The 21892-nt window shown below is 62.7% G+C and carries 20 protein-coding genes, 1 tRNA gene and 1 pseudogene; 12 read left to right on the forward strand and 10 right to left on the reverse strand.

The window, feature by feature from the left end:
• Positions 1-10: 10 nt before the first annotated feature.
• Positions 11-523 carry a 50S ribosomal protein L10 gene (rplJ, locus tag ACRARG_RS07395; protein WP_432689349.1) on the reverse strand — a complete coding sequence of 171 codons (513 nt, stop codon included), beginning with the start codon at positions 521-523 and terminating at the stop codon, positions 11-13.
• 439 nt (positions 524-962) lie between these two features.
• Here rplJ and ACRARG_RS07400 point away from each other — a divergent pair, with 439 nt between their 5' ends.
• The gene (locus ACRARG_RS07400; protein WP_432689351.1) at positions 963-1721 is read left to right on the forward strand and encodes a YkgJ family cysteine cluster protein; all 759 of its coding nucleotides are present in this window, start codon (positions 963-965) and stop codon (positions 1719-1721) included.
• Between the two features lie 11 nt (positions 1722-1732).
• On the opposite strand, the gene ACRARG_RS07405 is transcribed toward ACRARG_RS07400, so the two are convergent.
• The 7 genes from ACRARG_RS07405 to secE form a co-directional block, all read right to left on the reverse strand.
• Complete coding sequence (locus ACRARG_RS07405) at positions 1733-1957, reverse strand: hypothetical protein (RefSeq protein WP_432689352.1); 225 nt, start codon at positions 1955-1957, stop codon at positions 1733-1735.
• Between the two features lie 10 nt (positions 1958-1967).
• Entirely contained in the window at positions 1968-3122 is a 1155-nt protein-coding gene (locus tag ACRARG_RS07410) for a Na/Pi symporter (protein ID WP_432689353.1), read from the reverse strand.
• 174 nt (positions 3123-3296) lie between these two features.
• A complete protein-coding gene (rplA, locus tag ACRARG_RS07415; protein WP_432689354.1) occupies positions 3297-3995 on the reverse strand; it encodes a 50S ribosomal protein L1 in 699 nt (232 codons plus the stop codon).
• Between the two features lies 1 nt (position 3996).
• Complete coding sequence (rplK, locus tag ACRARG_RS07420) at positions 3997-4422, reverse strand: 50S ribosomal protein L11 (protein WP_432689355.1); 426 nt, start codon at positions 4420-4422, stop codon at positions 3997-3999.
• A gap of 221 nt (positions 4423-4643) precedes the next feature.
• Positions 4644-5840, reverse strand: a complete 1197-nt coding sequence (locus tag ACRARG_RS07425) for a hypothetical protein (protein ID WP_432689356.1) — start codon at positions 5838-5840, stop codon at positions 4644-4646.
• A 4-nt stretch (positions 5841-5844) separates the two neighbouring features.
• Entirely contained in the window at positions 5845-6378 is a 534-nt protein-coding gene (nusG, locus tag ACRARG_RS07430; protein ID WP_188475749.1) for a transcription termination/antitermination protein NusG, read from the reverse strand.
• A 189-nt stretch (positions 6379-6567) separates the two neighbouring features.
• A complete protein-coding gene (gene secE / locus ACRARG_RS07435; protein ID WP_432689357.1) occupies positions 6568-6759 on the reverse strand; it encodes a preprotein translocase subunit SecE in 192 nt (63 codons plus the stop codon).
• Positions 6760-7333: 574 nt separating this feature from the next.
• On the opposite strand from secE, the gene ACRARG_RS07440 reads away from it, so the two are divergent.
• The 10 genes from ACRARG_RS07440 to ACRARG_RS07485 all read left to right on the forward strand — a co-directional run bounded on the left by ACRARG_RS07440 (position 7334) and on the right by ACRARG_RS07485 (position 19235).
• Entirely contained in the window at positions 7334-9655 is a 2322-nt protein-coding gene (locus ACRARG_RS07440; RefSeq protein ID WP_432689358.1) for a phage/plasmid primase, P4 family, read from the forward strand.
• A gap of 333 nt (positions 9656-9988) precedes the next feature.
• Positions 9989-10486 carry a hypothetical protein gene (locus ACRARG_RS07445; protein ID WP_432689359.1) on the forward strand — a complete coding sequence of 166 codons (498 nt, stop codon included), beginning with the start codon at positions 9989-9991 and terminating at the stop codon, positions 10484-10486.
• Positions 10479-12254, forward strand: coding sequence for a phage terminase large subunit family protein (locus ACRARG_RS07450; RefSeq protein WP_432689360.1), 1776 nt, complete (start codon positions 10479-10481; stop codon positions 12252-12254). The genes ACRARG_RS07445 and ACRARG_RS07450 overlap by 8 nt, the downstream gene beginning before the upstream one ends.
• A gap of 3 nt (positions 12255-12257) precedes the next feature.
• Positions 12258-13157, forward strand: coding sequence for a S1 family peptidase (locus tag ACRARG_RS07455; protein WP_432689361.1), 900 nt, complete (start codon positions 12258-12260; stop codon positions 13155-13157).
• Between the two features lie 417 nt (positions 13158-13574).
• Positions 13575-14120: a hypothetical protein gene (locus tag ACRARG_RS07460; RefSeq protein ID WP_432689362.1), complete on the forward strand. Its 546-nt coding sequence runs from the start codon at positions 13575-13577 to the stop codon at positions 14118-14120.
• Between the two features lie 3 nt (positions 14121-14123).
• Complete coding sequence (locus ACRARG_RS07465) at positions 14124-15536, forward strand: phage portal protein (RefSeq protein WP_432689363.1); 1413 nt, start codon at positions 14124-14126, stop codon at positions 15534-15536.
• Between the two features lie 135 nt (positions 15537-15671).
• Positions 15672-17447, forward strand: coding sequence for a phage major capsid protein (locus ACRARG_RS07470; RefSeq protein ID WP_432689364.1), 1776 nt, complete (start codon positions 15672-15674; stop codon positions 17445-17447).
• Between the two features lie 3 nt (positions 17448-17450).
• Complete coding sequence (locus tag ACRARG_RS07475) at positions 17451-17669, forward strand: phage head-tail joining protein (RefSeq protein ID WP_273281110.1); 219 nt, start codon at positions 17451-17453, stop codon at positions 17667-17669.
• Between the two features lies 1 nt (position 17670).
• Positions 17671-18000, forward strand: coding sequence for a DUF2190 family protein (locus tag ACRARG_RS07480; RefSeq protein WP_432689365.1), 330 nt, complete (start codon positions 17671-17673; stop codon positions 17998-18000).
• A 188-nt stretch (positions 18001-18188) separates the two neighbouring features.
• On the forward strand, positions 18189-19235 hold the full coding sequence (locus ACRARG_RS07485; RefSeq protein WP_432689366.1) for a tyrosine-type recombinase/integrase: 1047 nt from the start codon (positions 18189-18191) through the stop codon (positions 19233-19235).
• A 58-nt stretch (positions 19236-19293) separates the two neighbouring features.
• On the opposite strand, the gene ACRARG_RS07490 is transcribed toward ACRARG_RS07485, so the two are convergent.
• A tRNA-Trp gene (locus ACRARG_RS07490) sits at positions 19294-19369 on the reverse strand.
• A gap of 576 nt (positions 19370-19945) precedes the next feature.
• Between ACRARG_RS07490 and ACRARG_RS07495 the strand changes: the two are divergent.
• Positions 19946-20518 (forward strand): annotated as a pseudogene (locus tag ACRARG_RS07495) (Hint domain-containing protein); the annotation flags it as partial.
• A 183-nt stretch (positions 20519-20701) separates the two neighbouring features.
• Here the strand turns inward: ACRARG_RS07495 and ACRARG_RS07500 are convergent.
• Entirely contained in the window at positions 20702-21682 is a 981-nt protein-coding gene (locus ACRARG_RS07500; RefSeq protein ID WP_432689368.1) for a zinc transporter ZntB, read from the reverse strand.
• Positions 21683-21892: the final 210 nt, after the last annotated feature.

Below are 21892 nucleotides of genomic sequence, written 5' to 3' on the forward strand. Positions count from 1 at the left end.
AACAGGTTGCTTACGCCGCCTTGTCCTCGATCGTGGACAGGATGGAGGCGATGTTCGAAGCAGGTGCGCCAATTGCGCCAGCGATGTTCGAAGCGGGTGCGCCGATGCAGCCGACGATGGAAGCGATAAGCTCCTCGCGGGACGGCATCTTCGACACGGCTTCAACGCCGGCACGGTCGAGTGCGTTCTCACCCATTGCGCCGCCAAGGATCTCAAACTTCTTGTTTTCCTTGGCGAAGTCCTCGGCCACTTTCGCTGCTGCGACAGGGTCCTCGGAAAAGGTCAGAACGGTCATGCCCGTCAGGAGCGACCCGATGCTTTCGCAGGGTTTTCCGTCCAGGGCGATCTTGGCGAGCCTGTTCTTGGCGACGCGGACGCTGGCATCGGCCTCACGGGCCTTTGCACGAAGCGACTGCATCTCTGCAACCGTGAGGCCGGTGTAGTGGGCAACCACCACAACGCCAGAGCTTTCGAAGATTTGGCCGAGTTCCTCGACCACTTTCTCTTTCTGGGCTCTATCCACAGTTTCACTCCATATGTGGAGGGTCAGACCCTCCGGCTCAGTTCAGCCGGAACATGAAGCCCCGGCCATGCGGGTCCTTACGGGTCCGTCCAATCTCGCCCCGGGTGCTCACTGGGAACATCCGAAGAAACTTGGGTCTTACCCGTCTCAGGCAGGAATTACAGGATTGCTCCAACCCACCGTCTCGGACGAATCGTCACGCGGGACACAAAGGCCCCGGAATGACAGAGGTGTCCAATACGTCTGATTCACGCGGGAGTAAAGACCCGGACCACAGAAAAATGGCAGACGGCGGCAATTAGCCTGCCTCCGCCGAACCCATGGTCCCACCTGTCCGGGCAATATGTCGATCAACGACATGCTGGACAGCGCATGACCGATAATATACCCGTTAATTCCTTTCGCCGCCACATAAATTTAGCCAGGCTCAGGAGCCGCGATGCCCAGCACGAAAAGGCCTGCCCTTCCAGCGGATATTGCCGGGCTGCGTCAGCGGCTCGTCAAGGCCCGGGCGCGCGGCCTGCCGCCGGATCAGGAGGCGCGCGGGCGGCGCATTCTCGACGCCTGGCTGGCGGCCCTGGAACGGCGGGGGCAAAAGACCCGGGATATCCTTGCCGATCTGGTCAGCGGCGCCGTTGCGCAGCGCCTCGCGGCCCTTACAGGCGAGGAGCTGCGTCGGGAAAACCCGCCCATCCTTGCCAATGCCGCCTGCGCGTCGGGCTGCGCCTTCTGCTGCATCCTGACCGAAGGCGACGGCGGCCTGATCACCGCCAGCGAGGCGCGCCAGCTGCATCGCGCCCTCGCCCCTCTCGCCGGGCACCCTGACGGGCGACAGTGGCACCCGGGCGCCTGCGCCGCCCTGGATCCCGAAACCCGTAATTGCCGCGCGTATGACGATCGCCCGACCGTCTGCCGGTCCTTTCTGTCGGTCGATGTCGATGCCTGCCGGGAGAATGCCGCCGGTGGCGAGGCCGCAGGCGCCGGTCTGCTGGGCAATCACCTCGATTACCTGGCCATTCTTGCCCTCAGCCGGGATTTGCTGAAAGGCACCAGCCTGGTTGCGACATACAGCCTGGAGAAACTGGCCAGCGCCGCCGTCGAGGGCCTGCCCGAGGAGGCGGCTCTCGCCGCCGCCCGGCACAAGACGGCAGAACTGGAAAAGACCTGCCGGGACATCGGCAGGTCTCAGGCAGGCTAGACAGTCCCGGATCAGCTCCGGGCCTTGAAGTCCTCGACCAGCACGCGGAAGAAATCGCGGATGGTCTGCAGGCTCAGCTCCGCATTCTTCATATGTTCGTCCAGATTGGCGATCTCGCGCTCCTGATCGGCCTCGTCGCGCCGCTCCATCTCGTCCTTCAGCTGGGCCAGCGTGACCTCGGTCTCTCCAATCAGCGCCTTGAGCTTGTCTTTCGGCATTACTTTGAAATCGGACATCATCCCCTCCTCAGATCAGGCTGGTCACACCAAGGCAGAGCCCCGGCACAACAAAGAACACACCCAATATGTACAAAAGGGCGACAAGTTTATTATCCGCCGCCGTCACCCCCAGCCATTCGGCCGATTTGACCGGCAGGAACCGCAGGAACGGCAGACCGAAGATCAGGATCACGCCCAGCACATTGTAGGTCAGGTGAATGAAGGCAATCTGCAGCGCCGCCGCCGTATCGCCGGTCACCGCAGTGGCCGCCAGAAGCGCGGTAATGCAGGTGCCGATATTGGCCCCCAGCGTGAACGGGTAGATCTGTTTCAGCCCAAAGGCGCCAGACCCCGCCAGCGGCACCATCAGCGAGGTGGTGGTGGAGGAGGACTGCACCAGAACCGTCACCAGCGTGCCCGAGAAGATGCCGGAGATCGGCCCCTTGCCGATGGCCGTATGCATGATGTCCTTGGCCTTGCCGACCATCAGCGCCTTGAGCAGCTTGCCGACGTAATGGATCGACAGGAAGATCAGCACGATCCCCACCACGATCAGCCCGACACCGCCCACGGTCGACCCCATCGGCTCAAACAGATGCTTGATCGTATCCGTGACCGGAGCCGTCGCCGCTTTGACGAAATTCATGCCCCCCATATCCGCATCGCCCACCACAAAGACCGACGCCAGCGCCTTGCCGATCTTTTCAAGCAGACCAAAAGCGATCTCCAGCGGCAGGAAGATGACAACCGACAGCAGGTTGAAGAAGTCATGCACCGTGGCTGCGGAAAAGGCCCGGGCGAATTCCTTCTTTTCCCGGACATGGCCAAGGCTGACGATCGTATTGGTGATCGAGGTGCCGATATTGGCGCCCATCACCATGGGCACCGCCACGGCAACCGGAAGACCGCCCGCGACGAGCCCCACGATGATCGATGTCACGGTCGATGACGACTGGATCAGCGCCGTCGCCACCGTGCCCACGACAAGCCCGGCAAAGGGATTGGTCGCAAAGGCAAACAGCTCTTTCGCCTGATCGCCCGTCGCCAGTTTGAAACCGGAGCCGATAAGGCCCACGGCACAGATCAGCAGATAGATCAGCCCGGCGACCATGACCCACTGCAACCAGCCGCCTTTTGAATGTTCGAGTGCGGCGCTGTCCTGCGCCTGATTGGTATCAACCATTTCATTGCCCCCACTGACAAATACGTGAGGAGCCTGCGCGACCGGCAAAACCTGAATGTGACAGCCGGTATCCACCCGCCCTTGCGCGGATGCCGCCGTCATCGTCATCAATACGTCACAAAAAAAGGCGGCACCCGGGGGCACCGCCTTTCATGATTCTCAATTTGGATCGGCTCAGTTGCCGGTCGCGCTTTCCACGGCGATGCTCACGCCCGGGCCCATGGAAGAAGACAGCGAGACCTTCTTCATGTAGGTGCCCTTGGCGCCCGCCGGCTTGGCTTTGGAGACGGCATCCACAAAGGCGCGGATGTTCTCGACCAGCTTGGCCTCGTCGAAGGAGACCTTGCCGACACCGGCATGCACGACACCGGCCTTCTCGGCCTTGAACTGAACTTCGCCGCCTTTGGCCGCTTTCACGGCATCGGCCACATCCATCGTCACCGTGCCGACCTTGGGGTTCGGCATCAGGTTACGCGGGCCGAGGATCTTACCCAGACGGCCAACGATCGGCATCATGTCCGGGGTCGCGATGCAGCGGTCGAACTCGATCTTGCCGGACTGGATGGTCTCCATCAGGTCTTCGGCGCCAACGATATCGGCACCAGCGGCAGAGGCTTCGTCCGCCTTGGGGCCACGGGCGAAGACGGCAACGCGCACGTCTTTACCGGTACCATTGGGCAGTCCGACAACGCCGCGGACCATCTGGTCTGCGTGGCGCGGATCGACGCCGAGGTTCATCGCGATCTCGACGGTTTCGTCGAATTTCGCATTGGCGTTCGCCTTGATCAGCGTAACGGCTTCCTCGACAGAGATGTTTTCTTTGCCGGCGAAAGCTTCACGGGCAGCGGTGGTACGTTTTCCGAGCTTTGCCATCTTACTTCACCTCAATGCCCATGGACCGGGCGGAGCCCATGATGATCTGCATCGCACCCTCGACGGAGTTCGCGTTCAGATCCTTCATCTTCGCTTCGGCGATTTCTTTGACCTGAGCCAGGCTCACGGTGCCAGCCGTCGACTTGCCGGGCTCTTTGGAGCCGGATTTCAGCTTGGCGGCCTTCTTGAGGTAATAAGACGCGGGCGGCGTCTTGATTTCCATCGTGAAGGATTTGTCCTGGTAGTAGGAAATCACGGTCGGGCACGGTGCGCCAGGCTCCATGTCCTGCGTCTTGGCGTTGAACGCCTTGCAGAATTCCATGATGTTGATCCCGCGCTGACCCAGTGCGGGGCCAACCGGCGGGGACGGGTTTGCCTGCCCGGCAGGCACTTGCAGCTTGAGGCTGCCAATCAGCTTCTTGGCCATGGGCCATCTCCTGTATCATCGCGTGCGATGGGTGAAATCACCCATCCTACGCCTCTCCCTCCGGGCGCGCCCTTCGGGATATGTGTGCGTGGTCAGGTCTGACGGTCGCGACCGCCGCGCCTCCCACGAATGAATGCACCGGAATCGGAGACCCAGCACGAGTGGCACCCCTTAAAGCCATTGCCCCCGTATGGCAACAGGCTTTGGCGATCCGGGACCGCTCAGCCGTCCGACGCGCCAAGCGCAGCCCGGGCGGCCCCGGCGATCTCCTCATCCGGAGATGCCGCCAGCCGCTCCAGCACCGGGCGCATCCCCTCGACCGACAGCCCCGCCTCTGTCGCGCACATCATCGCCTCCCAGAGGTGCCCGGCCTCGATCAGCCGCATCACAAAGGGCGGGTCATAGGCATATTCCTCATGGACATAGAACCAGAAGGACTGCGCCGAGGGCAGGTAAGGCTCCGCCTCGCCCTCGGCAAAGATATCGAGCACCCAGCCGTCAATATCATAGCCAGGCGCATCCGACCTCAGCCGCGAAAAGGCCCCGTCGAATTCTACGTTCAACCCGTCGAGAAAGCCGCCAGCCACCACGCGACGATTCACCGGCAAGGCCCTGAGGTGGTCCAGCATCCAGGCCATCGGCTCCGGCGCGCTGCGCACGAAATTCCGCTCGGGCTCGTTGTACAGCTGCCCCAGATAGCGCCCGGCCGCCCCCGCCACCAGAGGATGCGGATCCTCCAGCTGTGGCAGCAGTTGAGCCTCGCAATTTGCCCAGGTCAGCTTCTGTTTGCCCTCCCGGGCCAGCGACACCAGCGCAAAGGCCCGCGCCAACGCCTGATGACTGCCCTGCCCCCGCCCCTTGGCATCCAGCCCGGCCAGCCAGTCCTGCACCACGCCGAAAAACGGCGGCAGCGGGGCCTCCATCACCGACCAGCAGAATTTCAGATGGGCATAGGGGGTTTCGGCCAGCGCCCGCTCCATCGCCGCAAGGAATGGCGCCATCAGCAACGTCGCCTCCGCCCGGTCCAGCGCGATATGGGCAAGCGGGACCGCAGCGCGCGGTGCCCCCTCCGCCGGTGTCCGGCCAAAGGCCAGATCCCGCGTTACACTATGCTGAACGAAATCCCGGTGCTCGGCGCCCTGATCGACAAAACAGCCCAACAGCAGCTCTTCTGCCTGATAGGTCAGGCGCTGCAGCTGCCACAGCTCCCCGCCCGCCGGACGAAATGGCAAAGGCCCGATCCCGAGCAGCGCGGTGCAGCCCCCGATCAGCCGCCGCGCCTGCGCCGCAGTCAGCTCCGCCGGGCGCGTCTCTTTGAGAGAAGACAGGGTCCGGGACAGCCCGGCCAGATCCGGATCAGCCTGTCCCGTCAGGTCGTCAAGCGCGTCGAGGGCCCTGTCGAATGCCCCCGCCGCCATGCCGTCAAGCCTGCTTGGTGACCTGGGTATATTCCAGCTCGACCGGGGTCTCGCGACCAAAGATCGACACCGACACCTTCAGGCGCTGATTGTCGTCGTCCACTTCCTCGATCATGCCGGTGAAGTCTTCGAACGGACCGTCGTTGACCTTGACCTTCTCGCCAACCTCGAAATGAATCAGCGTGCGCGGCGCTTCCTCGCCCTCGGCCACACGGCCCAGGATCGCAGAGACCTCGGCATCGCGCATCGGCATCGGACGGCCCTGCGGGCCCAGGAACCCGGTGACGCGGTTGATCGAATTGATCAGGTGATAGCCACGGTCCGACATCTCCATGCGCACCAGCACATAGCCGGGCATGAAACGCCGCTCCGTCGTCACCTTCTTGCCGCGGCGGATCTCGATGACCTCTTCGGTCGGAACGAGAACTTCCTCGATCTCGTCCTCCAGCCCGTTTTCAGCCACGGAGGTCCGGATCTGCTCGGCGATCTTCTTCTCGAAATTCGAGAGAACACTGACCGAGTACCACCGCTTTGCCATCTCGCTTCGATCCTTTTTCGACCGGCCTGTGCCGGGTATTCCATTGCCTCGCGAACCACGGCCCGCCTCGCCCCAAAAAAAGCGGCGCGCTACTCGAATCGCGGCGCGCCATGTCAGGGGGATTGGCCGTCACCTAGCGATTCGAGCGTCCCAAGGCAAGGCTTTCGCGCCGCAGCCGCTCCGCCTGAGCTAGCCGAACAGCCCCAGAATTCCCTGAAGCCCGCTGCGGATCCCCAGATCAACCAGCGCAAAAAACACGGCCGTCAACGTGGCCATGATGAAAACCATCACGGTGGTCAGCAGAACTTCGCGCCGTGTCGGCCAGGAAACCTTGGCGATCTCGGCCCGGGTCTGGTTGATGAACTGGATCGGATTGGCCATGTCAGCACTCTCTCTCGCCACGTCTCGGGCTCCACGCCCTGCGCCGGAACCGTTCGGTGACATAACCGGCCCGCCCCCCGAATTCAAGCGACCTCCGCAGTGCTGCCCCGCCCCTGCCTTCTCTGGTCCTGATATATCCCGGGGGGCGGCAAAGCCCCGCTTTGCTGGCGGGGGGCAGCGCCCCCCGGATCGGACCGGCGCAGCCGGTGCGATCAGTCCCGCACTCAGCCCGAACAAGGACGCGCCCGGAAAGAGCACATCAACGACAATGATTTCCAAAAAAACTGGCAGGGGCAGCAGGACTCGAACCCGCGACCCTCGGTTTTGGAGTCCAACACGCTCAGTTGAAAACAAACGACTTTCTGCCCAACCGGGGCATTTTGCCCCCCTTTTACATCAATGGGTTAGAGCAGAAACGCCAACTGATCGGGCGGGCCGCCGGGCCTCTATCCCCTCTGTAACAGCCGAGGGTTTCCAGTTAGAATGAGGGCCGACCAAACCTTCCCGTGAAACGAGAAGGCCCCCGCTGGGCAGCACACCAGCGGGGGCCAATAATTCGACACGCGAGGAAGCAATGCCTGAGTATCATAATACCTCCAAAGATCGCCCGGGGCAAGATCGACCCTTCGCTTTCACCATCTTCGCGGACGAGTTCGCATATCGAAAGATCGAACGATCCGCATCGCTCATCGAAATTGAAGCCATGATCCGGGCCAAGACTGCCGATGAGAAAGGGTTCCTGCCGTGGATCAAGCTGGCGACCTTCGGCCCGAACCGAACGGCGAAACGATGCCTGCGCCATGATGCCAATGTGGAGTCGGTCACTGGCGTTGAAGGCGACCACGACGCCGGGACGATGACGCCTGAGGAAGCTGCTAATCGGCTGAGGAACGCGGACATCCTCGCGCTGATCTACACCACCGCCAGCCACATGAAGGCGGGCAAAGGGCCGCGCTGGCGCGTCCTGTGCCCCTTCAGCAGCCCCCTGAAGTCCGAAGAGCGAGCAAAGCACATGGCCCGGTTGAACGGTGTGCTGGGCGGCGCTCTGGCGGCGGAGTCCTTCACGCTCAGCCAAGCCTACTACTTCGGCACGGAAGAAGGCAGCCCGCCTGTCGAAACCATCGTGGTCGACGGGCGGTATCTAAATACCGCATCCGAGCTTGATGCCGTGGCGAAAGGGAAGCCGGGCCGCATCGCTAAGGCAAACGGAAAGGATGGCCGTCTGGACGAAGCGGCGGCGCTGAAAGCAATCCGCACCAGCACCGATTATCACATGTCGGCAATCCGTCTGGCTGGCCATTGGGCGGCATTGGGTGAGCCGCTGCTGCGGGTCGGGGAAAAGCTGCTGGCGGCGTTCAATGAAGTGCCGGAAGAGGCCCGTGATACACGCTGGCATGATCGCGTCCGGTCCATCCCCGAGCTTCTGGCGCAGGTCTACGGCCGCGAGGCCGCCAAAATCGCCACACGACCGCGTGAAGAGTGGGAAGAAGACTTCGACTGGTGCTGGCGACACCAGCACCCGGGCGGCGAAGAACCCCAGACTGAAGACCCCTTCGAAGATTTTGCACTCGACCACGACGGAGCAATCAAAGCCTTCGCCGCGACCTACGCTGGGGAAATGCTTTTCGACAATGATGCCGGGCGGTGGTTCCGCTTCGATGGCAACATCTGGCGACGGGAGAAGACCAAGCTTGCGCTTCACTACTCCCGCGCCGTGGCGGTCGAGATGGCTGCCCGCGACCCGAGGGCTCGCGCCCTGAAGTCAGTCCCGGCATGGGAGGCAATCGAACGCGGGGCGCGTGCTGCACGTGAGTTCTCGTTCACCGCCACGTCATGGGATGCTGCGCCAATGCTGCTGGGCACCCCCGGTGGGGTTGTAGACCTGACAACGGGTCAGCTTCGGCACGGTAGACCGGAAGACTATATCTCTAAGAGCACCGCAGTCCCGCCGATCCCGTTGGACGACTTCGACCCCAAGCGAGATTGCCCGCAGTGGCTCGCTTTCCTCGACCAAGCCCTCGGCGGTGACACTGATGCTGTGAGCTTCTTCCAGCGGTGGGCCGGATACAACCTCACAGGCGCGACGCGCGAGCAAGTATTGCTCTTCATCTTTGGTCCCGGCGGCTCAGGCAAGACAACGGCGATCATGGTGTTGGCCGAAGTGATGGGGGAGTATTCTATCGGCGTTGCCACATCCACGTTGACGGCGAAGAAGCACGAGGCGCACCCGGAAGAACTGGCCCGACTGCACGGGCCGAGAATGGCCTATGCGAGCGAGACGGAACGCGGGTCGCGTTGGGCGGAGAACCGCATCAAGAGCCTGACCGGCGGAGACACCATCACCGCCCGGTTCATGCGCCAGGATAGCTTCGACTTCCGTCCGGCCTTCAAGCTGACCATCGTGGGCAACAACGCCCCGGCACTCGAAAACGTGGACTCCGCGATCAAGAGACGCTTCCTGATCCTGCCGTTCGATCACCCGCCCGCGACACGCGATGAGCACCTGACCGACAAACTGAAACAGGAGTGGCCCGGCATCCTGTCGTGGGCAATTTCTGGTGCGCTGGACTGGCAGCGGGACGGGCTCGGGCGGCCGGGCGTAGTGGAGCGAGCTACACAGCAATACTTCGAAGAACAGGACCCCTTCACCCGGTGGCTGCGGGAGGAATGCGTGCTGGGGAGCGACTGCGAGGAGTCCACCTCGGACCTGTTCAAGTCGTGGGACCGCTTTGCGGCGGCAGCAGGTGTATACGCCGGAGACCCCAAGGGCGACTTCGCTGAAAGGCTCTCGGGGAATGGCTTCAAGAGCAAGGGCCGCGTGAGGACAAACCGGCAGCGCGGATTCGTGGGTTTGCGCCTGAAGAGCGACGACGAGGAGATTGCGAGCCTTGTCTAAGCCATTGAAACTTAGTGTTTGTCACATGAGTCACATGCTTTCCGGTTCTATCGCTATTGCGCGCGCGCGCACACACACATGCGCATGGAGGGTTAACCGGAAGGCATGTGACACATGTGACATTGCCCGTTCGTGCCCCGCTGGGAACGGCGGGAACCGTGGGAAAGTCGGTAAAGTAGCAGCTACCTTACGCGGGGGGCGTCCCGGGGGGAGCGCTGACCGCGACATTTCGGCCCCCAACAGAAATTTCGAAATCGGGAATCCGTTTTCCCACGGTTCCTGCCGTTCCCACCGTTCCCACGGTTCCCGCCATTACCATAAGAAGATGACGCTATGACCTTCAGCCCTATCAGCATCGAAGAGGAATCCGGGATCATTGCTATGGCCGGAACGCCGGGGATCACTGCCGCCGAACTCGGAATTTATCTCGGCCTCAGCGCAGCGCGGGTGAATGCTCACGCCCGAGATGGAAAGATACCGCGCCGTGAAGATGGAGGTTTCGACCTGAAACCCGCAGTCCGGGCCTACGTCGACTCCATCCGCTCCCGTGGAAGCACCCTCGCCGCGAACCCGGAACTGAACGAGCAAAAGGTTAGGCTGGCGCGCGCCAGCGCTGAGAAGATCGAACTTCAGAACCGAAAAGCCGCTGGCGATCTTCTTGCTGCTGGCGACGTAGAGCGCGAGTGGGCGAGCGTGCTCCGAGACGTTCGGGCCGCTCTTCTCGCCTTGCCCACCCGCGCCGCCAGCCGCCTCGGTCACCTCACCGCTCACGATGTGGAAACGTTGGACCGCGAGGTTCGGGCAGTCTTGGAGGAACTGTCCGATGGGTGACGCACTCACCTTGACACGCCGCCGTGCGCTCGCCGCTCTGAAGCCGCCGCCGGTGCTGCCGCTGGCGGAATGGATCGAGTCAACGATCCACTTTCCCGCAACGGTTTCGGCCCTGCCCGGCAAGGTCCGCCTCTGGAACTATCAGCGCGGAATCTGCGAAGCCATTGACGACCCGGCGATAGCCCGGATCACGGTCCAGAAGTCTGCGCGGATCGGCTACACTAGCCTGTTGACGGCCGTGATCGCCAACTACGTTGGCAACGCCCCTTGCCCGATCTTGGCCGTGCTACCGACGCAGGACGATTGCAGGGACTATGCTGTAGGCGACATCGAAGGCACCTTCGACGCTAGCCCGGCGTTGCGGGGCCTGCTGGACGCTGAAGCCGACGAGACCGGCCGCAGCACCCTTCTGGCAAAGCGGTTCGCCGGGGGCAGCCTGAAGCTGGTGGCCGCGAAATCACCCCGGAACCTGCGTCGCCACAATGCCAAGGTGCTGTTGCTGGACGAGATCGACGGCTTTGAAATCGGGCAGGAAGGTGACCCGATCAAGTTGGCGGAGATGCGGACCCTCGCCTTCCCGGATCGGAAGATACTGGCGGGCAGCACGCCCGTCTTCGACCATGGCCCTGTCAGCCGACTTTATGCGGAATCCGATCAGCGCGTGTTCGAAGTTCCGTGCCCGAACTGCGGAGCATTCAATGAGGTCAAATGGTCCGCGATAGAATGGCCCGAGGGGCAACCCGCAGGGGCCGCATGGCGCTGCCCTTCGTGCCAAACCCTTATCGCCGAACGGCTGAAGGCTGCCATGGTGGAAGGCGGCCGCTGGCGCGTGACCGCACCGCATGTCACCGGCCACGCGGGATTTAAGGTGAACGCCCTCGTCAGCCCCCACGCGAACGCCGCATGGGGCATCTTGGCGGCCGAATTTCTGCGAGCAAAGGACAACCCGGCTACTTTGCAGACCTTCGTGAACCTGACGCTTGGCGAGCCATGGCGCGAAGCCCAGGACGATCTGGACGAACACGAGCTTGCCGCAAAGCGCGAACCGTTCGGGCTGCCCGACCGACTGCCTTCCGAAGTTCTGGTCATCACAGCCGGGGTAGATTGTCAGGATGACAGGCTGGAACTAGTCTTCCTCGGGCACGGTAAGGGCGACGAAACATACGTGCTCGCCCATTCCGTCATTTGGGGCGCAATCGACGCCGACACAACATGGCTTGAACTGGACGATGCGCTGAAAACGATCTGGCGACATCCGGCCGGTGGCGTGCTGCGCTGCGACGCGGCCGTGATCGACTCCGGCGACGGCGGGCACGCCGACCTCGTTCACAGTTTCACCCGGTCGCGGTTCGGCCGCCGGATCGTCTCGGGAAAGGGCGTGCCGGGCTTCTCACGGCCCTTCCTTCAACGGTCCCGGAGCAATGGAGCCCCCCTCTTTCTTGTTGGCGTAGACGCGGTGAAAGCCCAGTTGTTCAATCGGCTCGCACGTGGCGACACATTCCGGTTTTCGGCCGATCTGGAACCTGTTTTCTTCGAGCAACTGACCTCGGAACGCCGCGTGGTGAGATACTACAAGGGGCAGCCGGTCCGCCGCTTCGAGCGGATTGCCGGGAAGCGCGCTGAGACACTTGATGCCGTAACCTACGCCCTTGCCGCCCGAACCCTTGTTGGGTTGAATCTTGACCGACGCGAAGAAGAGGTTGCGAGCGTGACCGGAGCGAAGAAATCGCTTACGGTCATTCGAAGCAAATGGCTTTCGGGAGTTTGAGCTTTGACCGAGGAAAATAAAGATCAGGGTCTGACCGCAGGACGCACTGAAGGGTTTGCGGGACTGCCTTACTGCGTCATACGGATAATTTCGGGAAACTCGGACCCGACAAAGACCAATGTAGGCACCGGATTCTATTACACCTCTAGCGCTGGCACTGAAAAGGGCCAGTTTGTTCCGCTGATCGTCACAAACAAGCATGTTTTAAAAGATGCCACTTGGTGCGTTATTGAAATTGCGAAAAGAAACCCGGACGGAAGCAGGCACTTTGGACCCGCTTATAGATATAAATTCGACATAAATTCGGTAACGATTTTCGACCACCCCGATCCCGGCGTGGATGTCACCGCTATCGCCTGCGCTCCGCTTCTGGAAGACTTCAAGGCAAAGTCAGGCCTCGACCCCTACATGCTCTCGATTGATTCCAGAATTGCCCCCCCGGGAGCCCTCAGCCCTTTCCTCACAGCGGGAACATCCGTTTTGATGATTGGGTTCCCGAACGGATTGGCCGATGAACAAAACAACATGCCAGTAATGCGTAGAGGCATACTCGCAGCGCCATACACTATCAACTTTCAAGGCAGGACAGATTTTGTTGTTGATATCGCCGCGTTCGGTGGATCGTCTGGATCACCTGTTTTCGCATATTTCGATGGCATGGTACCGATTCTCGACGGACCAGAAGGTGTCGCGGGTATGGGGATTCAAATCGGAGGCCCATCGATCTACTTTCTCGGCCTCCTACACTCAGGACCGCAGGTGACTGCCGATGGCGATATACTTGTTCAACCCGCGCCCACGTCAAAAGCCATATCCAGAACTAACATCATGATGCATATCGGGTTCTGCGCCAAGGCCTCAACGCTGGACGATATAGAAAGCTTAGTTGCCGCGCGACTGTGATCTAGAAGAGTTAGACTAACGACTCATCGGCCCCGTGCTCGGGCGATGCCCCAGCTTGCGAAATACCAAGCCTTCTCAGCACTCATACCTTTGGAAAGGCCGAATTTCCGGCCTTTTCGCCACTCTTCGCGCTCCCATGTCGTGAGCCCCGAGGGCGGCAAAGTCCAAAATTCCGTTTGTTCGCGAAGAACCTCTGCCGTCACGGGCACCATTCTTCCCGACTCCGGGTCAAAATCAAACGCTATGATCTGCATGTGCTTCCTCTGATGCGACGAGGGGCGAACCGCAGTCCGCCCCCCGCATTGGCTCTCGACATGACGCGCCCCCCGACGCGCCGACTCGAGTGGTAGCGAATTTAGCCTTGCCAAACAACTTATTTCTGAGTTATAGAGTCGATAAGTTTATGGGAGCCCCTTTATGCACACGATCAAAGAAGCCGCAGCCTCGTTCGGACGGATCGACTCCGTCCCGGATGAGGAAAAAGCCGCGCTCGACAAAGCGCTCCGCAACCTCACCCAGCGCCATTACCTGTCGCCCGCCGACCGGCAGGGCCGGGCAGACCTCTACAGCCTGCCCAGCGTCTGCGCTTTGCGCCTGCTGCACGTAGCCAGCGGCCTCCTGTCCGACAGGTGGGTTCTGGATGCACTTGCGCGGGCGATGCAGAACCAGCCCACCGGCCCGGCCCGGCGAGTAGTCGTGGAAGGCGGCGAACGCGCCATGACGCCCATCGAAGAAGGGGTTGCCCGCGTCCGCGACGGAGAGACCTTCGACTTCAACCTCCGCCTCTTCCGTGGCAGCCGCCTCGGCTTCGCTGCCGGTTGGCCGGATGACGATCCGGCATCGGCCGCCGTCGCGGATCGAGTGTTCGCAGACGCTGCACCGGAAGAGCCCGTCGCCACCTTCTCGCTGCACGCTTCGCGCCTGATCCGCGAAATCCTCGACGACATCGAGGCCGACGGCTAAGCCATGGCATTCCCGTTCGCCCGCACTATCGAACGCATTTGGACCCGCCCGGCTGCCCCGGCGCGGGTGCGCGCATTTGAAGCCGCTGCCGGGGGTCGCCGCTGGTCCGCGAACCCGAGCTTCGGCCGGACCGGCCCGGAGACGCTGGCAGCCGCCGGACCGCTCCGGTCCCGCGCCCGGTTCTTCTACGCGAACAACGGATGGGCACAGAACGGTGTCAACGCACTGGTGACTGGTCTGACGGGCACGGGTATTACCCCCTCCGCTCAGCACCTCGACCCGGCTGTTCGAACCGAGATCGGCGCTGCCTTCGCTCAATGGGCCAAGGTTGCCGATGTGGAGTGCCGCACGTCGCTATGGGGGCTCATGTCAGCTGCGGTCCGGGCGATGATCGCGGACGGCGAAGCATTCCTGATCTTCGAGGACCACCCGGAGGGCCTGCGCCTGAGGCTGGTTCCGGCGGAAATGTGCGACGAGTCCGACACCGTTGAACACGCAAACGGCACCTATTCCGTGGCCGGAGTTCACTTCGACGCGCAAGGCCGCCGCACCGGATATCGTTTCCTGAAATCGCGCCCCACCGAAGCGTTCGCCTACTCCGGCGAAACCACCATCGTCCCCGCCGAAGACGTGATCCACCTCTTCGCCCCGCTGGCCGCCGGACAGGTTCGCGGAACCTCTTGGCTCGCGCCGATCCTCCTGCGTCTCGCCGAAATCGACGGGCTGGAAGATGCTCTGCTGGTCGGAGCTAAAACGGCCGCTCTGTTTGCGGGTTTCCTCGTGGATCAGAACAACTCTGGCGGCGATCCGTTCGACGGCGAAGCGCTGCCCTCGCTGGAACCGGGCACCCTTCAACGCCTGCCGGGCGGCTTCGACATCCGCTTCAGCACGCCGCAGCAGGCGCAGCAGACCGCAGAGTTCGTGGGCCACCAAATTCGCGCGGTGAGCGCTGGTCTCGGTGTCCCGGCCCATCTGGTCAGCAACGATCTGCGGGAAGCGTCCTACGGCAGCCTGCGGGCTGGCATGATCGCTTTCAAGCAGCGCCTCGCTCAAATCCAGTTCGATACGATCATCCCGCAGATGTGCGATCCGATCTTCGCCCGGTCGGTAACGTCGCTGGTTCTGCGAGGCGAAATCGCAGCGCCGGACTTCGAGGCCGACCCGGCGGCATACCTCTCGGCGGAGCACTACCCGCCGCCGATGCCGTGGCTCGATCCGGCCAAGGATGCCGATGCTACCGCGACGATGCTCAGCCTCGGGCTCTTGTCGCGCCGACAGGCCGTAGCCGAACTTGGCTACAACGTTGAAACGCTGGATGCCGAGATCGCTGCCGACCGGAAGCGCGAAGCAGAACTTGGCCTGAGCTTTGGTGCTCCGCCAAAGGCTGAACGTCCGGGGGAGAAAACCGATGCCTAGAGGAGTCTACCTCCGACCGTGGCAGCCGGACCCCGCGACGCTTCCGCGCCTCACGATGAACATCAACCGGGCCGCCTTCGTCCGTTGCCCCGATACGGGCCGGAAGTTGGACCGCCAAACGAAAGTTTTCGAAAAATGCCTGCGCCTGTTCTCGAAACGCTGACCCGTCACGCCACGCTGGCACCGTCGTCGCTGGACACGCAGTCCGGCACGGTGGACGCGACCATCAGCACCTTCGCCCCCGTGGCCCGCAATGGCTATGTGGAAAGGCTGGACCCGGCGGGTCTGGACTCCTCGCGGCTCATCGGCGCTCCGGTTCTGGACGGACACCGGCAGCACAGCGCACGCGACGTGATCGGTGTTGTGGAGTCAGTGCGGACAGAGATCGGCGCGCTGGTAGCCACTATCCACCTGTCGGACGCGCCGGACGCGGCGAGCACAGTTCAGAAGATCAGGGAAGGCACCATCCGGGGCGTGAGCGTCGGATACGTGGTGACCCGCTGGATCGAAAGCACCGATCCCCAAACCCGCCAGCGGATCAAGACGGCCTCCGCATGGCAAATCAGGGAAGTTTCGGCCGTCGCCGTCCCGGCGGACCCGGGAGCAACCTTCAGGAGCGATCAGATGCCGAAGGACAATATCGAAGACGGCCGCGCCGGGCTGATCGCCCGCGTTGCGGCCGCTCACAACCTGCCCGAAGACTGGCAGACCCGCATGGAAAGCGCCGGGGATGAAATCAGCGACGACGAAATTCGCGCTGACGGTCGCGAAACCGCGATTGCGATCCGGGCTGCCCGGCCGCCGGTTACCATCCGCACCACCGGGCACAACGCCACGACGACGGACGATCCGGCCAACCTGCGCCGCGCCATGACCGAAGCGATCACCGGCCACCTGACCGGAGAGCGGCCGACCGAAGGCGCGGCCCGCGATCTGGCGGGCTTCGACTGGCAGGAGATGCAGGCTGAATACCTGCGCCGCTCCGGTCACCGGATCACCGGCTTCGAGTCGATGACCCGTGCGCTCGGAACGTCGGACCTGCCCCTGATTGCCGGGGACGCCGTTGGCATCTCGGTCCGCCGCTCCTACGAAGCGGCGGCATCGCCCATTGTGGCGACGATGGGGAGCCGGACCCTGCCCGACTTCCGGCCGGTCACCGAAGCCATGGTGGACTGGACCACGCTCAGCGTGGACAAGGTTTCGGAACAGGGCGAGTTCAAGCACTCCTACGTTGACGAGACCGGCGAGACCTACCGCCTGTTCACCATCGGCGGCATCACCGACATCTCGCGCTACGCCTATATCAACGGCGGCGGGGCACTCGCGAACATGTCGCAGGCTCAGGGCCGCCGCCTTGCTGCTGATGTTGCGGACCGCGCGGTCGCGTATCTGGAACAGGCGACGCACGCAGGCCCGACCATGGCGGACGGCAACCCCGTCTTCCACGCGAGCCGGGGCAACATCGAAGAACTCGATACCGTCTCGGTGAACACGGTCATCGACTCCCTGCTGGCAGCCCGGTCCGCTATGCCCAAACGCAAGGGCAAGGGCGACGTGATGATCGGCCGGACCCCGAGCCTCTGGCTGGTCCCGACCGAGTTCGAACCCACCGCGATCCGTGCTCTGGCAAGCGTCACGGCGGCGGAAGCGGGCAACGTCAACCCGTTGGCCGGTCGGCTCACCATCGTTACCGAACCCCGCCTGACCGACGCCGCCACGTCCTACCTGATCGCCGACCCGGCGACGATGGATGGGTTCGTGCGCGGTTCGCTCGCAGGCCAGCCGGGGCCGATGACGGAGTCGCGGTGGGGTTTCGAAGTGGACGCTATCCAGTTCAAAATCCGCCTCGACCTCGCGCTCGCCTTCCTCGAATGGCGGGGCTGGACGCGCCTCGACCACATCTCGGGTTGAGCCATGAGCCTGACCCTTAGCGAACTTCAGGCGGCACGCGACGCGCTTATGCGGGCTCGGTCCGCTGGCGTTCGCCGGGTCAGAGACTCGTCGGGCGAAGAGGTCGAGTATCGCAGCGATAGCGAGATGAAAGCCGCCCTCGCAGCCCTCGACAGCGAAATAGCGGCCGCCACCCGGCGGCTGCCCAACATGATCCGCTTCAACACCTCGAAAGGAATCTGACATGCGGAACTATATTCAAGAAGGGAAGCACATCACGATCACGGCGGCCGCCACAGCGTCGGCGGGCGATGGTGTGCTGATCGGCAGCCTGTTCGGGATCGCGTGCGGCTACGCTGCAATCGGCGATGACCTCGACCTCGCCACCGTGGGCGTCTTCGACATGCCGAAGCTGAGCACGGCCGTCTTCGCCGTGGGCGATCCGGTCTATTGGGACGATGCGGAAAGCATCGTCACCGATGACGACAACGAAGGGGGCAACTCCCGCGTCGGCATCGCAGTGACGACCGCAGCGAACCCGAGCGCCAGCGTCAACGTCCGGCTCGACGGTTGACCAGATGGCCCGTCGCGCTTCGACCTTCCGGCAGTCCGACGTAGAGAGGGCGGTAAAAGCCGCCCTCTCCGCTGGGCTGTCCGTAAGTGGTTTCGAAGTCGCACCAGACGGGACCATTCGCGTAACAGCAGGCGCTCCCGCCGATGAACCGACCGGGAACGAGTTCGACAAATGGAAGGCGAGGAAAGATGCGCGTCAGACTTAAGGGCATCAACCGGGTTGCCAAGAAACTCGCCGACGGAAGCTCTGTCACCTACTACTATGCGTGGAAGGGCGGGCCGCGCCTGCCGGGCAAGCCCGGAGACCCGGAGTTCGTCGCTGCATACAACGCGGCCGTCGCAGAGAAGGCGAAGCAGCCCAGCGGCACCCTGCAAGCCGTGCTGAATACCTACCAAGATTCTCCAAAGTTCATCGACCTCGCCGCCCGAACCCGCAAAGACTACATCCGCCATATCAAGCTGATCGAAAGCGAGTTTGGCGACTTCCCCCTGTCCGCCCTGCCCGACCGGCGCACCCGCGCTGAGTTTCTGGCGTGGCGTGACAAGCTGGCGCTGAAGTCCCGTCGTCAGGCCGACTACACCTTCGCCACCTTCGCTGCGATCATGGCATGGGCTGCTGACCGTGGCCTGATCCTCTGCAACCCCTGCGAGCGGCCGGGCAAGCTCTACCGTTCTGGGCGCGCGGAGTCGATCTGGACCGAAGCTGATGAAACCGCTTTCCTCAAGGTCGCACCGCCCCGGATCGCTCTCGCCTACCTCATGGCGGTTTGGACCGGCCAACGCAAAGGCGACCTCCTGCGCCTGACGTGGAGCGCCTATGACGGCACGCATATCCGCCTGCGTCAGTCGAAAACCGGCAGGCGCGTAGTCATCCCGGTTAGCAACGCCTTGAAGGCCGCTCTGGACGAAGCTGCCAAGGACAAGAAGGCGGTGACCATCCTGACCACGACGAAGGGCACGAGTTGGACCATCGACGGGTTTAACACCGAGTGGCAGAAGGCACGAGCGAAGGCCAAGGTGACGGACCTCACCTTCCACGATCTGCGGGGCACCGCAGTCACGCGCCTCGCCCTTGCCGATTGTAACGAAGCGGAGATCGCCACCTTCACGGGGCATAGCCTGCGGGACGTGGCAGCGATCCTAGACGCACACTACCTGAGCCGCGATGCCCGACTGGCAGAATCGGCTCTCAGCAAGAGGGAGGCGCACGAAGCGGGAACGAAAACTCCCAACTGAGCGCCCAATTGCTCTACCCGGCTCTAACTGCCGGGTGCAAAAAGTTGTTTGGAAACAATGGCAGGGGCAGCAGGACTCGAACCCGCGACCCTCGGTTTTGGAGACCGATGCTCTACCAACTGAGCTATACCCCTAGGCCGTGGCGTGGGATAGGGCAGCGCGCGGACAAGATCAAGCGGGAAGTGCGCGCGAAAGAAAATCGTGCAGATTTGCCCGCCATCTCAACTATGACTTGCAGCGCGAGAAGGGCCGACGCCGCATGCGGGAACGGAACGTCGATTTCTGCAACAATGCTCATGCATTTTACAATTGTAGCCACATTTGCGACGGAATTGGCCCGCAAACGGACCTGTATACAAATACACCACCCCCGTTAGCCGATGCCGTCGACCAACATCAGATTCTACAACAAGGCCGATTTCGCCTGGACCGGGGATGACCCGTTTCCGGACAGCGATGCGCCGAGCTTTGTGGTTGGCGACAGCTTTACCTTTACCAGCGTTGCGGCCTATCAGCACCTTGAGGTGTTCGACAGCAATACCGACATGGCCCTGTCGGACAACAACACCACCCAACAGATCATTGATTTTGACGACCCCCTCGCGACGATCGAGGCCGAGAACGGCACCTATGGCAACGGCACCCCTCTGGAAACCGCCTGGCGTTTTGCCGTCGATGGATCGGACGGGTCCCTGATTGAGATCTGGGGGATGACCTTCGGGTCCGATGACAACGACGTTCAGGGCATTGTCACGACCGAGCCGCTGTTGGCAGGCGTCACCTATACAATCGCCGCCTGGCCTCCCCCGTCCACCAACAGTGGCGCGGGCTTCAGCAACATTTCGTGCTTTACAGCTGGGGTGATGATCGGCACCTCCAAGGGCGCGGTGGCGGTGGAGAACCTGAAAACCGGCGATCTGGTCCTGACAGACAGAGACGGACCCCGCCCCCTGCTGCGTCTGACTACGACCCGGATCGACAGGGCGCGGATCAGGGCCAATCCAAAGCTCTGCCCGGTGCGCATTGCCGCGGGGGCGCTTGGCGCAGGCGTCCCTGCGGACGACCTGGTCCTGTCACGGCAGCACCGCGTTCTGGTCAGATCACGGATTGCACAGCGCATGTTCGGCGCACCCGAAGTTCTGGTGCCGGCCCATGCCCTGCTAAACCTGCCCGGCGTGTCACAGATCGGGCCGGAGGATCTGACCGGCGACAGCCTCGTCTATTATCACCTGCTGTTCGACCACCACCACGTCATCGCTGCCAATGGCACCGGCTGCGAAACGCTGCTGGCGGGGGATCAGGCGTCGCTAGGAGACCCCGGCCCCCTGTCCGCCGCCCATACACGCGCCCCGAATGGCATGTGCCCCTGTCGGCCGCTGGTCACGGGACGCCGCGCGCGGCGCCTGATTGCCCGTCATATGCGCAACGCGCATCCCCTCTTGGCCGGCCAGTCCTGCCCGCCCGCCCTACAGCCAGCGTGCACGGCGCAGGATGAGGATCTGAAAAACCACCACCAACACAAGCCCGCCGCAGACCATCCAGAAGGCCGTCGGATTGTCGGCCCCGGGCATGCCCCCCACGTTGATCCCTAAAAGCCCGGTCAGAAAGCCCAGCGGCAGAAAGATCGCCGACAGGATCGACAGGATATACATATGCCGGTTCAGCCGGTCCGACAGCTGCCCGGACAGCTCTTCGCGCAACACAGCCAGACTGTCTTTCATCTCGTCGAGGTTTTCGACCAGCCGGACCAGCTTTTCCCGCGCCTCCCGCATATGACGCCGGTCGTTATCGTCGGAAAAGGGCATATCCTCGCTCTCCAGCTGCTCCAGCGCCTCTCGCTGTGGTGCCATATGGCGGCGCAGCTCAATGACCTGCAACCGCATGGCGACGATGCGGTGGCGCAGATCCTGATCGGGCGTGCTGACCACCTGCGTCTCCAGCGAATCCGTTTCCTGATCGAGATCGGTGATCAAAGGCTCCAGCCGGGCATTCAGTCGTTCGGCCAGTAGCGCCAGGAATTCCCCCGTGCTCTCCGGCCCCTGCCCGCCCGACACCTCATGCGCAAGATCTTCCAGGGCCCGCACCCGCTGGCGCGACAGGGTGACAATCCGCTCCGCCTCGGCCCAGATCCGGATGGCCACCATATCCTCAGGATCCTTGCCTTCATTGAGGTTGAGGCCGCGCAGCACCACCAGTGCCCCATGTCCGATACGCGAGGCGCGAGACCGGGTGCTGGGCTGGGTCAGGGCCTCGATCACCGTCTCGTCCAGATAATCCATCTGCTGCGCGATCCAGGCGGGCGTCTGCGGATTATCCGCACCAAGATGCACCCAGCCCAGCGTTTTCTCTTTCAGACAGCGCGCAATATCGGCGCCGTGCAGCTGCTCGCCACGCTCGGGGCCGGTCAGGGCGAAGGAAAATATGACAGGAGATGTCGCATTGGTCATTGGGGTCACACATCAGGTTCGGTCCCGAACCAGAGTAGAGCCCCGGCTGCAAAGGGAAAGCCCCCAACCGGAAACCGGACCAAAGGCCGCCGGGCGACCCGGTGCTGGTCCAGATACAATGCAAAACCGGAGCGCCGTCTCCGGCGCTCCGGTTCTATTCCGGATGGGTGAGATCACCCATCCTACCGCACCGTTCCCGGCGCTGTGTCA

This window comes from Pseudooceanicola profundi, assembly GCF_050897955.1.
Taxonomy (GTDB): Bacteria; Pseudomonadota; Alphaproteobacteria; order Rhodobacterales; family Rhodobacteraceae; genus Pseudooceanicola.